This is a genomic window from Streptomyces melanogenes (assembly GCF_014649795.1).
In the GTDB taxonomy this organism is placed as follows: Bacteria; Actinomycetota; Actinomycetes; order Streptomycetales; family Streptomycetaceae; genus Streptomyces; species Streptomyces noboritoensis.
Genome location: NZ_BMTS01000004.1, coordinates 172,156 through 186,469, shown reverse-complemented (window position 1 = coordinate 186,469; position 14,314 = coordinate 172,156). Strand labels below are relative to the sequence as shown.

Below are 14,314 nucleotides of genomic sequence, written 5' to 3'. Positions count from 1 at the left end.
CATTCAACTAGTTCGGATCTCCCCGTTCACCCCAGGCCCTCGCGCCCAAGCTGCACGCGATTGCCGATAAACATCGTAGTCGAGCAGTCGTTACGTAACCATTAAAAGGGCGCTAACACCCGGAGCGCAGCACCCAGGAGCCATTTCGGCCACCAATCAGCGGGAATTCGATTATTAATTCCGGGGGCCGTATACACAGCACCCGAGGCGGGCGGCCCGGGGACACCGGGGCCGCCCGCCTCGGGCGTGCCTGTGCGAACGGTCAGACGGACGGCGCGGGTTCGGACGCCGGGGTCTCGGCGAGCCAGGAGAAGACCCGGTCGTGGAAGAGGGTCATGGACCCGGAGTGGCAGTGGGCTCCCCCGCCCTCGTCCGCGGTGAACACGTGCAGGGTCTTGGGGCCGCCCAGGCCCGTGTACACCTTCTTCGCGTGTTCCAGACCGGCGAAGAACATGTCCTCCTCGGCGTCGAGCACCAGGACCGGACAGCGCACCTGCCCGACCACGTCCGCGAGGCCGAACGCGGGCATCCGGCGCAGCAGTTCGGAGGGGCTCTGCGCCCCGAACGTCCACATCGCCTGCCGCAGCAGCCAGCGCGTGAAGGTCTGCTGCACGGCGATCCCGTACATCACGGGGTTGGCGAAGTCGTCGCAGCCCTGCTCCACCCACTCGTGGACGAACGGCGGCAGCCAGACGACGTCCCCGAGCTGCCAGACGGCGTCATGGGCGACGCATCCGGCGAGCCGGTGCTCGAACGCGGCGGCCCGGACGGCGAGCAGCCCCCCGAGGCTGGTCCCGACCAGGGTGACGCGCTCGGGGTCCACCCCCGGCTGGGCCAGCGCGAAGTCGACCACGGGCGTGACCACCTCCTCCCAGTCCGGCCGGAAGGTGAGTCCCTGCTCGCGCAGCACCGAGCCCTGCCCGGGCCCTTCGAAGCAGAGGACGTGGTAGCCGCGCGCCTGGGCGGCGGCCGCGATGAAGAAGTAGCCCTCTTCGAGCGTCGAGTCGATGCCGCCGTGGTGGATGAGGGTCGGGCGCGGCCCGTCGGAGTCGTCGGCGCGGTAGAAGTACCCGGGCAGCGAGCCGTCCCCGTACGGGATGCGGACGAACTCCGGGGGGCGCTCCATGAGCCCGGCCGCCTCGGCGAAGGTCTCCTTGGAGAGCCGCATCAGCCGTACCGCCTCGGGGTCGTGCAGCGGGTCGTCGCGCAGGAAGAACTCGGCGGTGCGGTAGTACGTGTGGGCGCGCAGCAGGGCCGCGCGGGCGTCGAGGGTGCGGTGCTGGGCGAGCGCGGCGGTGGCGAGGCCGTGGACGCGTTCGGCCAGCGCGGTCCACTCGCGCCGCCAGGCGTCGGTGTCGCCGCCGGGGATGCGCGAGGCGACGGCGATGACCTCGCCGAGCTGGGCTCCGCCGAAGTCGGCGTAGCCGGCGGCTCGTAAGGCCTGGTAGTCGAAGGCGGGGTCGTCGAAGAGGAACTTCATGGTTGCGGCTCCTGCATGGGGAGGCGGTTCGGTACCCGTCCGCGCGGACGGGCGGATGGCGCTGCGGCCGACCAGTGCGTGCGCCCGGGTTCCCGGTTCCCGGTCCGGTGGGCGCGGCCCGGCTACCGGGGTGCGGGGTTGCTCCGGGTGCCGTCGAGGAAGGTGTCCACGATCGCCTCGGCGAACGCGGCGGACTCCACCGGCTGCTGACGCAGGATCAGCCGCGCGAGCATCGGGCCCGTCAGCAGCTCGATGGCCTGGTCGACGTCGAGGCCGGGGCGCAGCTCTCCGCTGTCCAGCCCGTCGCGCAGCACCTGCCGCATGGCGTCCCTCCGTGCGGCGACCGCGGTGTTCTCGTACGCCTCCACCAGTTGCGGCCGGTGCACCGCCTCGCCGAGGAGGCCGGCCAGCAGGCGGTGCAGGTTGGTGTCCTGGCCGCGGTGGCGGATCTGGTCGACCAGGTCCACCAGGCGCTCCCGCAGGGGCAGTCCGTCCGAGGGGGTGACGGGCACGTCGAGGCTGCTCAGGGCCGCGAGCACCAGCTCTTCCTTGTTGCGCCAGCGGCGGTAGATGGTGGCGCGGGCGACCCCGGCCCGCTGAGCCACCAGGTCCATCGACAGCGCGCTGAAGCTGCACCCCTCGCCGAGCAGGCCCAGGGTGCTCTCCAGGATCGCCCGGTCGGCCGCGGGGTCGCGCTGGCGCCCGCCGCGGGCGGTGCGCTGCGCGGGGGCGGGCCCGTCCCCGGTCGCGGGGACGGGCCGGAGGCCGGCGGGCGCGGCGCCCTCGGCCTCCGGTGGAACGGGTGGTGGCATGCTCAGACCTCCGAGGAGTGGTGGACCCTGGCCGCCTCGGGCGCGCCGGCTCCGTCGTCGGGCGTACGGGCGGGCAGCAGGAGCAGGCTGACGAGGGTGCCGACGAAGGTGACCCCGGCGGCGACCAGTGCGGTGACGTGCATCGCGGAGACGAACGAGTCGACGGCGTGGCCCGCGAGGGAGGTGCCGCGCGGGCCGAGCGCGTCGGCCGCGGCGAGGCTGCTCTGCACGGACTCCCCGGCCTTGTCGCGCAGTTGGTCCGGCACGGCTCCCAGGTGGTCCGACATCCGCGAGCGGTAGGCGGTGGAGAGCACCGAGCCGAGGACGGCGACGCCGAGCGCCCCGCCCACCTGGCGGAAGGTGGTGTTGACGGCCGAGCCGGTGCCCGCGCGCTGGCGGGGCAGGGCCGACATGACGGCGGCGGTGGCGGGCGGCATCACGCAGGCGATGCCCACGCCCAGGACGAAGAAGACGGATTCGAGCAGCCACAGCGAGGTGTGCTCGTCGACGGTGGCGACGGTGACGAACGCCAGCGTGGTCAGCAGCATCCCGGTGGTGCACACCGGGCGCACCCCGATGCGTTTGGCCGCGAGCGTGGCGGGCGGTGAGAACGCCAACTGGGCCACGGCCAGCGGCAGCAGGCAGTACCCGGCCTGCAGGGGCGTCCAGCCGCGCACGCTCTGCAGATAGAAGACGAGGAAGAAGGTGGCGCCGAGCAGCGCGAAGAACACCAGGCCGATCACGGTCACGGCGGCCGAGAAGCGCGGGACGCGGAACAGCGCGATGTCGAGGGCCGGGCGCTCGGCCCGCCGCTCCCAGCCGACGAAGGCCGCCAGCACGACGAGCCCGCCGAGCATCGTCCCCCACACCCGCCCCGCCGCCCAGTCGTCCGACTCGCCGCCCTGGATCACCCCGTACACGAGGAGGGTGAGACCCGCCACGGACAGGGCGACGCCCACCGGGTCGAAGCCGCCGCGCCCGGGGTCCCGGGACTCCGGCACGATGATCAGCGCGGCGACGGTGCCGATCACGACGATCGGGATGTTGATGAGGAAGACCGAGCCCCACCAGAAGTGCTCCAGGAGCGCGCCGCCGGTGATGGGCCCGACGGCGACCGCCAGACCGGCCGCCCCGGCCCAGATGCCGACTGCCTTGGCGTGTTCGGCGGGCGGGAAGACGTTCATGATGATCGCCAGGGTCGCGGGCATCACCAGCGCGCCGCCGACGCCGAGTCCGGCGCGGGCGGCGATGAGTTCGCCCGCGCTGCCCGCGTAGGCGGACCAGAGCGAGCAGCCGCCGAAGACGACGAGCCCGGTCACCAGGGTGCGTTTGCGGCCCCAGCGGTCGGCCAGCACTCCGGTGCTGAACAGGAGGGCCGCGAAGACGAGCGTGTACGAGTCCACCGACCACTGCAGTGCGCTGGAGGAGGCGCCCAGGCCCTGTGGTGCGGGCTCGGCGAGCGTCTTGAGCGCGACGTTGAGGATCGAGGTGTCGAGGACCACGAGCAGGAGGCTGACCACGAGCACGCCCAGTACCCACCAGCGGTGGGCGGCGGCCTGGTCCTGCTCGGTCGTGCGGGGTTCGAGCTGAGTGGTCACGGGATGCCGCTCCTCGGAAGGAAGAGGGTGTTGCGTGAACTGCCGTCTGCGGCTGTGCGGTTGACGACGCTAGACCCGCCCGCCAATCGAGTCAATGGCGTATCGAAACAGTGGTGACTCACATCCGGGTGACGGGAGAGTGAGGTGAGCTTGCGGCACTGGGTGCCAACTTCGCCTCCCTACCCGTGTGAACACCCCTCGCGCTCCCCCTCTCCCGCGCACCCTGCGGGAACCTCTGAAGCTGCGACGTGCACCTCAAGGCTGCCTTTACACGTCCTTTTCGCTTCCCACCAACGATGGGTCGACAGATGGCACTTGGTGCCGCGCCAGCCCGGACAGACCGACCCGGATTGACCGACAGGGGAAGAGATGCACCAGACGTTGACCGAGGCCGTACGCGCCGGAGCCGAGCAGCACCCCGACCGGCTCGCGTTCGTGTACCTGCACGAGGACGGCCGGACCATGCGGCCCGAGGAGCTCACCTACGCCGAACTGGACCGCCGCGCCCGGCTGATCGCCACCCGGCTGCGCCAGGAGTCGCTGGGCGACCCGTCCCGCCCGGTGCTGCTGCTCTACCCGCCCACGCTGGACTTCGTCACCGCGTTCCTCGGCTGCTTCTACGCCGGGCGCACCGCCATCCCGGCGCCGCTGCCGGACGAGCCGGGCGAGCGGCTGGCCCGGGTCAGCGGCATCCTGAGGGACGCCTCGGTGGGCGCGGTCCTCACCCTGCCCGAGCACCGCCAGGGGCTCGCCGCCTGGCTGGCGGCCTCCGGGGAGCAGGACGTGGTGTGCCTGGCGCCCGAGGACGACGGCGAGGACACCGCACTGTGGTTCCCGCCGCAGGTCCGCGCCGACGACATCGCCTTCCTCCAATACAGCTCGGGCTCCACCAGCCAGCCCAAGGGCGTCATGGTCACGCACGCCAACCTGGCCGCGAACCAGGAGGCCATCCACCACGCCATGCTCACCACGCCCGGCGTCGTCACCGGCAGCTGGCTGCCGCTCTACCACGACATGGGCCTCATCGGGATGACGCTGCACCCGCTGTGGATGGGCGGCACGAGCGTCCAGATGTCGCCGATCTCCTTCATCAAGCAGCCGCACCGCTGGCTGCGGATGATCCACGACTACCGCGTCGAGGGCACCGCCTCGCCCGACTTCGGGTACGAGCTGTGCGCCCGCCGCACCACCGACGAGCAGGCCGAGGGGCTCGACCTGTCCAGCCTGCGGGTGGCGCTCAACGGCGCCGAGCCGGTGCGCGCCGCCACCATCCGCACCTTCACCGCGCGCTTCGCCGCCCAGGGGCTGCGCCCCGAGGCGCTGTTCCCCTGCTACGGGCTGGCCGAGAACACCCTGCTGGCCTCCGCCGGGGACACCACCGCCCCGCACGTCGAACTCGCCGTCGACGCACACCTCCTGGAGCAGCACGAGCTGCGACCCGCCCGCCCCGACCGCGTCTCCAGGACCCTGGTGGGCTGCGGCGCGCCGGCCGGGAGCGAGGTGCTCATCGTCGACCCCATGACGCGCCAGGCGCTGGCGGACGGCCAGGTCGGCGAGATCTGGCTGCGCGGCCCGTCCGTGGCGCGCGGCTACTGGAACCGCCCCGAGGCCACCGACGAGACCTTCCGCGCCGAGACCGCCGACGGCCGCACCGGCTATCTGCGCACCGGCGACCTCGGCGGACTGGTCGGCGGGGAGCTGTTCGTCACCGGCCGCATCAAGGAGATGCTCATCCACCACGGCCGCAACCTCTACCCGCAGGACATCGAGCAGGCCGTGCAGGACTCGGGGCCCGCCCTGCGGCGCGGCGGCGGGGCGGTGTTCACCGTCGGGGACGAGGAGGGCGACCGCTCGCACGTCGTGGTGGTGCAGGAGGTCCGCCCCAACCAGCAGGGCGAGCACGACCTGCCCGCCCTCGCCGCCTCCGTCCAGACCGTGCTCAGCCGCCGCTTCCAGCTCCCCGCCGCCAGTGTGGTCCTGGTGCGCCCCGGCGCGGTCCGCAAGACCACCAGCGGCAAGACGCAGCGCACCCTGATGCGCCGGCTGTTCCTCGACGGCGCCCTGTCCGTACTCCACCAGCGCCTGGAGCGGCCGGTCGCGGAGCTCGTCGCCCGCCCGGCCGAGACCCCCGAGCACTCGGCTCCGCTGGCCGCCCCCGGCCGCTGAGCCCGCCCGGTCCACCGAGCGCCCCCAAGGAAGAGGTACCTCATGTCCATCGCCCCCGACACCCGCACCGCGATCCGCCCGCAGACCCCGGTCCTCGCCCCCGCGGACCTGGAGAAGTGGCTCATCGACCGGGTGGCCTTCCATCTGCACCGGCCCGCCCGGGAGATCGACCCGACCACCCCGCTCGCCGACTACGGCATCGACTCGGTGGCCGCCATCGGCATCTGCGGCGAGATAGAGGAGCGCCACCTGCTGGCCGTTCCGCCGACCCTCGCGTACGACTTCCCGACGGTACGCGCGATCGCCGGGCACCTGGCCGAGCTGCTCGCCGTGGGGGACGCCGGGGCCGCCTCGTGAGCGCACCCGAACCGGTCGCGGTCGTCGGGCTCGACTGCCGCTTCCCCGGGGCCCGGGACGCAGGCGAGTTCTGGAACCTCCTGATGGAGGGCCGGGACGGCACCCGGCGCGTCCCCGAGGAGCGCTGGGAGGCGGACCGCTATGTGCTCGCCGACCCGGCCTCCCCGGGCGAGGCCCGGCCGCCCGGCCGCTCCAACACCGTGCGCGGCGGCTTCATCGACGACCCGGACGCCTTCGACCCGGCCTTCTTCGGGATCTCACCGCGCGAGGCGGCCGCCATGGACCCGCAGCAGCGGCTGCTGCTCCAGTGCTCCTGGCGCGCCATCGAGGACGCGGCGGTGGCCCCCGAGGACCTGGCCGGGACCGACACGGGCGTGTTCGTGGGGGTGATGGCCAACGAGTGGGCCCACCTCCAACTGGCCGACTACGACGGGATCACCGCCCGGCACGGCTCCGGCAACGGCTACTTCATGGGCGCCAACCGCGTCTCGTACCACCTGGACCTCAAGGGTCCCAGCCTGGCGGTGGACACGGCGTGCTCGTCCTCGCTCGTGGCCCTGCACCTCGCCTCCGGCGCGCTGCGCGCGGGCGACTGCGACTACGCGCTCGCCGGGGGCACCAACCTGATCATGACGCCGGTCCTCAACATCTTCTACACCCAGGCGGGCCTGTCCGCGCCCGACGGCCGCTGCAAGCCGTTCAGCGCGTCCGCCGACGGCATCGGCCGCGCCGAGGGCGTCGCCGTGCTCGTGCTGCGCCGGCTCGCCGACGCGCTCGCCGACCGCCAGCCCGTCTACGCGGTGCTGCGCGGCACCGGCGTCAACCAGGACGGCCGCAGCAACGGCATCACCGCGCCCAACCGCTGGGCCCAGCAGCAGCTCATCGAGCGGGTCTGGCGCTCGGCCGAGGTAGGCGCCGACGACATCGGCTTCATCGAGGCGCACGGCACCGGCACCCTCCTCGGCGACATGATGGAGGCCCAGGCGCTCGGCCACCTCACCAGCGGCCGCAGCGGCGGCAGCGTCGCGCTCGGCTCGGTCAAGAGCAACTTCGGGCACGCGGAGGGCGCCGCCGGGATCGCCGGGGTCGTCAAGACGGTCCTGGCGCTGCACCACCGCACGGTGCCGCCCAGCCGCTTCGCCGACGACGAGAACCCGGGGCTCCAACTGCCCGACCGGCGCCTGTCGCTGCTCAGGTCCCCGCTTCGGCTGCCGTCCGGCACCGTGCACGCCGCCGTCAGCAGCTTCGGCATGGGCGGCACCAACGCGCACGCCGTGCTCTCCTCCCCGCCGCGCGCGGTGCACCGCTCCGGCGAGCGGGTCCCGGGCGTGTTCACCGTCTCCGCCCGCTCCGCGCGCCAGCTGCGCCCCAATCTGCTGGCGCAAGCCGACGCGCTGGCCCGGCTGCCCGAGGACCGGCTCGCCCAGCTGTGCTGGACCAGCAACCGCGTCAAGTCCCGGCTGCCGCACCGCGTCGCCGTCGCCGCGGGCGATCTGGCGTCCGTGGTGGCGGGGCTGCGCGAGGCCGCCGAGCGCACCCACGACGAGGAGGGCGGGGTGCGGCGCACGGCGCCCGCGGTGGCGTTCGCCTTCACCGGGCAGGGCGCCCAGCACCCCGGCATGGCCGCCTCCTGGTACGCCTCCTCCCCCGTCTACGCCCGCCTCTTCGACGAGATCGACGCGCACTTGGCGGGCCACCTCGGCCTCTCGGTGCGCGACGCGGTCCTGGCGGGCGATCCGGGCGTGCACCGCACGGGCCTCGCCCAACCGGCGCTCTTCGCCGTCGAGTACGCGATGGCGGGCGCCCTGGCCGACGCCGGGATCCGGCCCGCCGCCGTCATCGGCCACAGCATCGGCGAGTTCGCCGCCGCGTGCGCGGCCGGAGTGCTCGAAGCGGCCGACGCGGCGCGTCTCGTCGCCCGCCGGGGCGCGCTCATGGAGGCGCTCCCGGACGGCGGCGGCATGCTCGCCGTACCACTGCCCGAGGCGGAGGTGGCGGCGCTGCTCACCGATCCCGCACGGGTCTGCGTCGCGGCCGTCAACGGTCCGCGCAGCACGGTGGTCGCCGGTGGGCTCGACGAACTCGCCCTGCTGCGCGCAACGTTGGCCGACCGGGGTGTCAACGCCCGCCCGCTGACCGTCTCGCACGCCTTCCACTCCCCGCTGATGCGGCCCGCCGTCGACCCGTTCCGGCACGAGGGCGCGGACGTGACGGCGGGCGCCCCCTCGGTGCCGGTCTTCTCGACGGTGTACGGGCGGGTCATGGGCGGCGAGGAGCGCATGGACGCCGACTACTGGGCGCGCCAGATCACCGCGCCGGTGCGGTTCGCCGACGCCGCCGCCGAGCTGTTCTCGTCCGGCGTCACCCACATCGTGGAGATCGGCCCGCGCGCCGTGCTCACCCCCATGCTCGCCCGGCTCCGGCCGGCCGACGCGGACCCGGTGAGCTGCCTCGCCGCCCATCCCGGCGAGCGCGCGCCCCGCCACCCGCTGCACCATCTGCTCGGGCAGCTGTGGAGCGCCGGGGCCGATCCCACCTGGGACAGCCTGTACCCGGAGGCGGACCGCGTGCCGCGCCGGCTGCCGCCGTACGTCTTCGACGACAGCTTCCGCGCCTGGCGCTCCGCCACCGCCCCCGAACCGCCCGCGCCCCACCTCCCCGTGGACGCGGCGGCCGCGCGGCCGCCGGTGGCGGACCTCGCGGACCCGTGCCCGCCGACCCCGGACGGTGGTTCCCCCCACGGGGTGTCCGAGGTGACGCACCGTCTGGTGTGCCGGGTCGGCGGGCACGACCCCTCGGCGGTACGGGACCGATCCCGCCTCGCCGAGGACCTCGGCTTCGACTCGATCCAGGTCATGGAGCTCAAGACCCGCATCGAGAACGAGCTGCCCGAGCTCGGCAGCCTGCCCGTCGAGGAGCTGCTCGCCAGCCTGGAGACGGTGGGCGACCTCGCCCGCTATCTGGGCGAGCGCCTCCTCGTACCGACTGCCCCGACACCGTCCGCCCCGGAAGGACCGCGCACATGAGTCCGTCACCCGCCCCCGTCGCCCACCTGGTCTCGGTCGGCACCTGCCTGCCGGGGGAACCGGTGGACAACGCCACCCTGGCCAAGCTCGTCGGCGTCGACGAGCAGTGGGCCGAGATGTTCATCGGCAACGTCAGCAGGCACTTCGCCGTCGACCTGGCGACCGGCCAGGTCCGCCACTCCCTCGCGGACATCGCGGCGACCGCGGCGGACCGGGCGCTCGCGGCGGCGGGCCTGGAGGCCGTCGACATCGACTGCGTCGTCATGGGCACCGCCACCCCGGACCAGCTGATGCCCGCCACCGTCAACCTGGTGGCGGACCGCCTCGGCATCGACAACGTCCCCACCTACCAGCTCCAGTCCGGCTGCGCCGGGGCTGTCCAGGCACTGGACGTGGCCCGCACCCTGCTCCTCGCCGGGCGCTGCTCGACGGTCCTGGTGATCGGTGGCGACGTCTGCGCCAAGCACCTGGAGACGGACTTCGACCCCGGCTCGCGCACCCCCGGCGAGCTGGTCAACTACATCCTGTTCGGCGACGGGGCGGGCGCGGCCGTGCTCAGCGCCGAGTCGTTCGGGGAGCGCGTGGAGATCCGCCAGGTCCTCAACCGCCTGGTGGGCCTGGGCAAGGCGCCCGGCCAGGTCATCGACTGGTTCGGCCTGGGCGACCGGCACAGCGACCGCATCGCGATCTCCGAGGACTACAAGGCGATCGAGGCGGCGGTGCCGGTCCTCGCCACCCAGATGTTCTGGGAGCTCATCGGCGACGTCGGCTGGACGGCCGACCAGGTGGACTATCTGCTGCCGCCCCAGCTCTCCGGCCGGATGAGCGACCGCATCTCCGACGCGATGCCCGCCCCGCTCGCCCAGCGCGTCAACGTGGTGCGCACGGTCGGCAACAACGGCAACGCCCTGCCCTTCCTCCAGCTCGCCGAGCTGCTCGGCCGGTGGCAGGGCGGCGGGCGCGCGGTCACCGTCGCCGTGGAGTCCAGCAAGTGGATCAAGTCCGGCATCGCCCTGGAGCGCGCATGACCACCATCACGACCAACACCCCTTCAGCGGGCGGAAGTTGGCAGGACCCCGAGGTGCTGCGCACCCTGCGCGACTTGTACGCGGCCGGGCGCCTGGAAGCCGAGTACCCGTCGGTACGGCCGCTGCTCGCCCGGCTTCCGGAGCGGCAACTGCCCGCCGCGGGCCAGCTGCTCGCCCGGCTCGACCGCGACGACGTCGTCCGCCACCACGCCGACGTGCCCGTGGTGACCGTCGCCGTCACCGGCCAGTCCACCGTCGCCCCGCTGGTCGCCCCGCTCACCGCGGAGCTGGCGCGCCACGGGCTGCTGCTCGACCCGGTGGTCTCGCCGTACGGCTCGTATCTGGCGGACCTGCTCGGGCCCGGCGGTGCCGAGCCGGACCGGCGGCCCACGCTCACGCTGTGCCTGCTGGACGCGCACACCGTCTTCGAGGAGGTGCCGCTGCCCTGGCGGGTCGAGGACGTCGAGGCCGCGGCCAGGTCCCGGCTCGCCCTGATCTCCCGGGCCGTCCGCGCCCACCAGGACGGCGGGCGCGGCCCGTTGGTCCTCAACACGGTTCCGCTGCTGCACCGCCACGCCCGCCAGCTGGTGGATCTGCGCTCCCGGGCCCGGCTCGGCATCGTCTGGCGCGAGTTCAACAGCGGGCTGCTCGCGCTCGCCGAGGAGCACCCCGGGCTGATCGTCGTCGACCTCGACCCGCTGGTCGCCCAGGGCACACCGGCGTACGAGCCGCGCACGGGCCTGTACGCCAAGGCGCGCCTCGCCGAGGGACTGCTCGCGAGCTACGCCCGGGACGTCGGCCACCTTGTCACCGGGCTGCTCGGCCGGACCCGCAAGTGCCTGGTCCTCGACCTGGACGGGACGTTGTGGGGCGGGGTGCTCGGCGAGGACGGCGTGGACGGCGTCGAGCTCGGCAGCGGGTTCCGCGGCGAGGCGTTCGCCGAGTTCCAGCGGGTGGTGGCCCAGCTCGGCTCGCAGGGCGTGCTGCTCGCCGTCAGCAGCAAGAACGACGACGCCAAGGTGCGCGAGGCGCTGCGCGAGCACCCCTCGATGCTGCTGCGCGAGGAGGACTTCGTCCGCGTCAACGCCAACTGGTCGGCCAAGCACGACAATCTGCGCGACATCGCGGAGCGGGTCGGGATCGGTCTGGACAGCTTCGTGTTCGTCGACGACAGCACCTTCGAGTGCGGTCTGGTGCGCGAGCAGCTGCCGCAGGTCGCGGTGGTCCACGTCGACGAGGAGCCGGCCCTGCACCCGGCCGCGCTGCTCGCGGACGGCTGGTTCGACCTACCGGTGCTCACCGACGAGGACCGCGAGCGGGCGGCCCGCTACCGCACCGAGGCCAGGCGCCAGGAGTTCCGCGAGGACACCGGCTCGTACCAGGACTATCTGGACGGTCTCGGTATCGAGGTCACCGTGCGCCCGCCGGAGCCCGCCGAGCTGTCCCGCGTCTCCCAGCTCACCCTGCGCACCAACCAGTTCCACCTCGCCCCCGAGCGCCTGCAGCTGCCGCAGGTGCGGGAGTGGGCCGAGCGCCCCGACCGCGGTGTGCTGGTGGTCCGCGCCCGCGACCGGTTCGGCGACCACGGCCTGGTCGGCGCGGTGTTCTGGCGCCGCGACGCGGAGGACCTGCACATCGACAACTACGTGCTCAGCTGCCGGGTGTTCTCGCGCGGCATCGAGAGCGCCTGCCTGGCGGCCGTCCTGGAGCACGCGGCGGCGTCCGGGGCGCACGGCGCGCTGGCCCGCCACCGGCCCACCCCGCGCAACGCCGCCTTCGCCTCCTTCTACATCGACCACGGCTTCGTCCCCACCGGCGTCGCCCCGGAGGACCCCGCCACAGTCGTCTTCCGCCATGCCCTGCGCGACATCACGCCCGCCCCCGCCCATCTGCGGCTGCACACCGCCTTCGAGGAGAACTGACCATGACCGCCACCGCCATCGCCGACGCCGCCGGGTTCTGCGCGCTCCTGGAGGACGAGCTCGGCATCCGCCTCGCCCCCGAGGACCTGGACCGCCCCCTCGACGAAGTGGCCGAGTGGGACTCGGTCCATCTGCTGCGCCTGGTCACCGTGGTGGAGAACGTCACCGGCCGCCGCGTCCCGGTGGCCGACCTCCTGGAGGCCGTGACCTTCCAGCAGATGTACGAGGTGGTGCGCGCGTGAGCGGCCCCGCCACGGCCGCCACGGCGGGCTGCCTGGTCCGGGCGCCACGCGAGGACGCGGCGCTGCGGCTGTTCTGCTTCCACCACGCGGGCGGCGGGGCGTCGTTCTACGCCCCGTGGCCCGCGCGGGTGGCACCCGGAGTGGACGTCCTGCCGGTGCAGTTGCCCGGCCGCGAATCGCGGTTCCGCGAGCGGCGGTTCCAGGACGCGGGGACCCTGGCCGAGGCCCTGGCCGACGAGCTCGGCCCGTGGCTGGACCGGCCGTACGCGGTATACGGGCACAGCATGGGCGCGCTGATCGGCTTCGCGGTGGCGGCGGCCCGGATGCGGGCCGGGGGCCGGGCGCCGCTCGCGCTGTACGTCGGCGCGTACGCGGCCCCGCACCTCACCCCGCCGCTGCCGCCGGCCGATCTGTACGGCGACGCGGACCTCGCCCGCCTCCTGGTGGACATCGGCGGGCTGCACCCGCAGTTCCTGGGCCGCGACGACTGGCTGCGCGCACTGCTGCCCATCGTCCGGGACGACTTGCGGATCTGCGCCAGCCACCGGGAGGCGGGGCTGCCGGACCCGGACGACGCCGAGCGGCGACTGCCGCTCGACATCCGGGCGTTCGCGGGCGCGGACGACGCCCTCGTGGACCCGGGCGCGGTCCGCGCCTGGGAGCGGTACGCGCGCGACTTCCGGCTGACCACCGTGCCTGGGGGCCACTTCTTCCCGCGCGAGGCCCCCGAGCCCTTCTTCGAGGAGCTCAACCGCTCGCTGGCCGCTCTGCTCACCGAGGCGCGGCGGGCCCCCGCATGACGGGCCGGCTCAGCGCGGCCGCACCACGCGCGGCACCCCGGCCATGCGCCGCCGGGCCTCCTCCGCGTTCTTCTCGTACAGCGTGCGCTGCTCGTCCACGCCCGGCATGACCCACAGCGGGCGCGAGGAGCCGTCGGCGAAGGCGAGCCCCTCGGTGTCGGGCCGCAGCCCGGTGACGGTGAGCGCGAACGGCTCCTGGTAGTCGATCGCGCCGTCGGAGGTGAGGCGGAAGGGGCGGTCGTGGCCCGGGTAGATGACATCGGCCGCCCCCACCACCCGGTCGATGCTGCGGGCCGCGAGCTCGGCGTCCCAGAAGACCAGCGGGTTGCGGCGCGTGGTGGCCACGTACGCGAAGTGCAGGGCGTCGCCGGTGATCGCGGCCACCCCGGCGTCGGTGTCGACCAGGACGCCGATGCTGCCGGGCGAGTGCCCGGGCAGGGCGATGACGCGGACGCCGGGCAGGATCTCCTCGCCGTCCGCCACCTCCCGGATCGGCAGCTGTTCGAGCAGCAGGCCGGTCCAGGCGGGGGTCGCCCAGTCGTTGGAGTGCGGCGCGTGGGCGTAGCGCCGCTCGTCGCCGTGGAGGAGCAGTTCGGCGCGCGGGAACAGGTCGATGTTCTGTACGTGGTCCCAGTGGGCGTGGGTGAGCACCACGGTGTCGATGTCCGCCGCGGTGAGGCCGTGCGCCGCGAGCGCCGCCCACAGATGGGGGCGGCGTCCGACGTGGGCGGCGTCGACGAGGATGGTGCGCGGGCGGCCGGTGGCGTCGACGCCCCGGACGAGGAAGACGCCGCAGAAGGCGGGGTAGCCCTGGTCGGTGTCGATGGCGAAGCCGGGCAGGAGAATGTCGATCGTCGGCATGGAAATCCCTTGTGTGTGGCCG

At 73.8% G+C, this 14,314-nt stretch carries 11 protein-coding genes; 7 read left to right on the top strand and 4 right to left on the bottom strand.

Annotation, left to right across the window (positions count from 1 at the left end; genetic code table 11):
- Positions 1–262: 262 nt before the first annotated feature.
- The 3 genes from IE252_RS10850 to IE252_RS10840 form a co-directional block, all read right to left on the bottom strand.
- On the bottom strand, positions 263–1,480 hold the full coding sequence (locus IE252_RS10850) for an alpha/beta hydrolase family protein (RefSeq protein ID WP_190089143.1): 1,218 nt from the start codon (positions 1,478–1,480) through the stop codon (positions 263–265).
- A gap of 122 nt (positions 1,481–1,602) precedes the next feature.
- The gene (locus tag IE252_RS10845; protein ID WP_190089142.1) at positions 1,603–2,292 is read right to left on the bottom strand and encodes a TetR/AcrR family transcriptional regulator; all 690 of its coding nucleotides are present in this window, start codon (positions 2,290–2,292) and stop codon (positions 1,603–1,605) included.
- 2 nt (positions 2,293–2,294) lie between these two features.
- Positions 2,295–3,890 (bottom strand): DHA2 family efflux MFS transporter permease subunit, encoded by a 1,596-nt coding sequence (locus IE252_RS10840; protein WP_190089141.1) that lies wholly within the window; start codon positions 3,888–3,890, stop codon positions 2,295–2,297.
- 369 nt (positions 3,891–4,259) lie between these two features.
- On the opposite strand from IE252_RS10840, the gene IE252_RS10835 reads away from it, so the two are divergent.
- From IE252_RS10835 to IE252_RS10805, 7 genes are read left to right on the top strand one after another with little or no spacing between them, the layout of a single operon-like run.
- Positions 4,260–6,056 carry a fatty acyl-AMP ligase gene (locus IE252_RS10835; protein ID WP_190089140.1) on the top strand — a complete coding sequence of 599 codons (1,797 nt, stop codon included), beginning with the start codon at positions 4,260–4,262 and terminating at the stop codon, positions 6,054–6,056.
- A 42-nt stretch (positions 6,057–6,098) separates the two neighbouring features.
- Positions 6,099–6,413 carry an acyl carrier protein gene (locus IE252_RS10830; protein ID WP_190089139.1) on the top strand — a complete coding sequence of 105 codons (315 nt, stop codon included), beginning with the start codon at positions 6,099–6,101 and terminating at the stop codon, positions 6,411–6,413.
- On the top strand, positions 6,410–9,439 hold the full coding sequence (locus IE252_RS10825; protein WP_229848201.1) for a type I polyketide synthase: 3,030 nt from the start codon (positions 6,410–6,412) through the stop codon (positions 9,437–9,439). The genes IE252_RS10830 and IE252_RS10825 overlap by 4 nt, the downstream gene beginning before the upstream one ends.
- Positions 9,436–10,467 (top strand): 3-oxoacyl-ACP synthase III family protein, encoded by a 1,032-nt coding sequence (locus IE252_RS10820; protein ID WP_190089138.1) that lies wholly within the window; start codon positions 9,436–9,438, stop codon positions 10,465–10,467. Before IE252_RS10825 ends, IE252_RS10820 begins: the two co-directional genes overlap by 4 nt.
- Complete coding sequence (locus IE252_RS10815) at positions 10,464–12,389, top strand: HAD-IIIC family phosphatase (protein WP_190089137.1); 1,926 nt, start codon at positions 10,464–10,466, stop codon at positions 12,387–12,389. The genes IE252_RS10820 and IE252_RS10815 overlap by 4 nt, the downstream gene beginning before the upstream one ends.
- A 2-nt stretch (positions 12,390–12,391) precedes the next feature.
- A complete protein-coding gene (locus IE252_RS10810) occupies positions 12,392–12,631 on the top strand; it encodes an acyl carrier protein (RefSeq protein WP_190089136.1) in 240 nt (79 codons plus the stop codon).
- On the top strand, positions 12,628–13,431 hold the full coding sequence (locus tag IE252_RS10805) for a thioesterase II family protein (protein WP_190089135.1): 804 nt from the start codon (positions 12,628–12,630) through the stop codon (positions 13,429–13,431). The genes IE252_RS10810 and IE252_RS10805 overlap by 4 nt, the downstream gene beginning before the upstream one ends.
- 9 nt (positions 13,432–13,440) lie before the next feature.
- Here IE252_RS10805 and IE252_RS10800 read toward each other — a convergent pair whose 3' ends face one another.
- On the bottom strand, positions 13,441–14,292 hold the full coding sequence (locus IE252_RS10800; protein WP_190089134.1) for an MBL fold metallo-hydrolase: 852 nt from the start codon (positions 14,290–14,292) through the stop codon (positions 13,441–13,443).
- Positions 14,293–14,314: the final 22 nt, after the last annotated feature.

Bases quoted from the DNA above. Each gene is read 5' to 3' on its own strand.
- IE252_RS10850 (WP_190089143.1), bottom strand. From the start codon at position 1,480: ATGAAGTTCCTCTTCGACGACCCCGCCTTCGACTACCAGGCCTTACGA.
- IE252_RS10845 (WP_190089142.1), bottom strand. From the start codon at position 2,292: ATGCCACCACCCGTTCCACCGGAGGCCGAGGGCGCCGCGCCCGCCGGC.
- IE252_RS10835 (WP_190089140.1), top strand. From the start codon at position 4,260: ATGCACCAGACGTTGACCGAGGCCGTACGCGCCGGAGCCGAGCAGCAC.
- IE252_RS10830 (WP_190089139.1), top strand. From the start codon at position 6,099: ATGTCCATCGCCCCCGACACCCGCACCGCGATCCGCCCGCAGACCCCG.
- IE252_RS10820 (WP_190089138.1), top strand. From the start codon at position 9,436: ATGAGTCCGTCACCCGCCCCCGTCGCCCACCTGGTCTCGGTCGGCACC.
- IE252_RS10815 (WP_190089137.1), top strand. From the start codon at position 10,464: ATGACCACCATCACGACCAACACCCCTTCAGCGGGCGGAAGTTGGCAG.
- IE252_RS10810 (WP_190089136.1), top strand. From the start codon at position 12,392: ATGACCGCCACCGCCATCGCCGACGCCGCCGGGTTCTGCGCGCTCCTG.
- IE252_RS10800 (WP_190089134.1), bottom strand. From the start codon at position 14,292: ATGCCGACGATCGACATTCTCCTGCCCGGCTTCGCCATCGACACCGAC.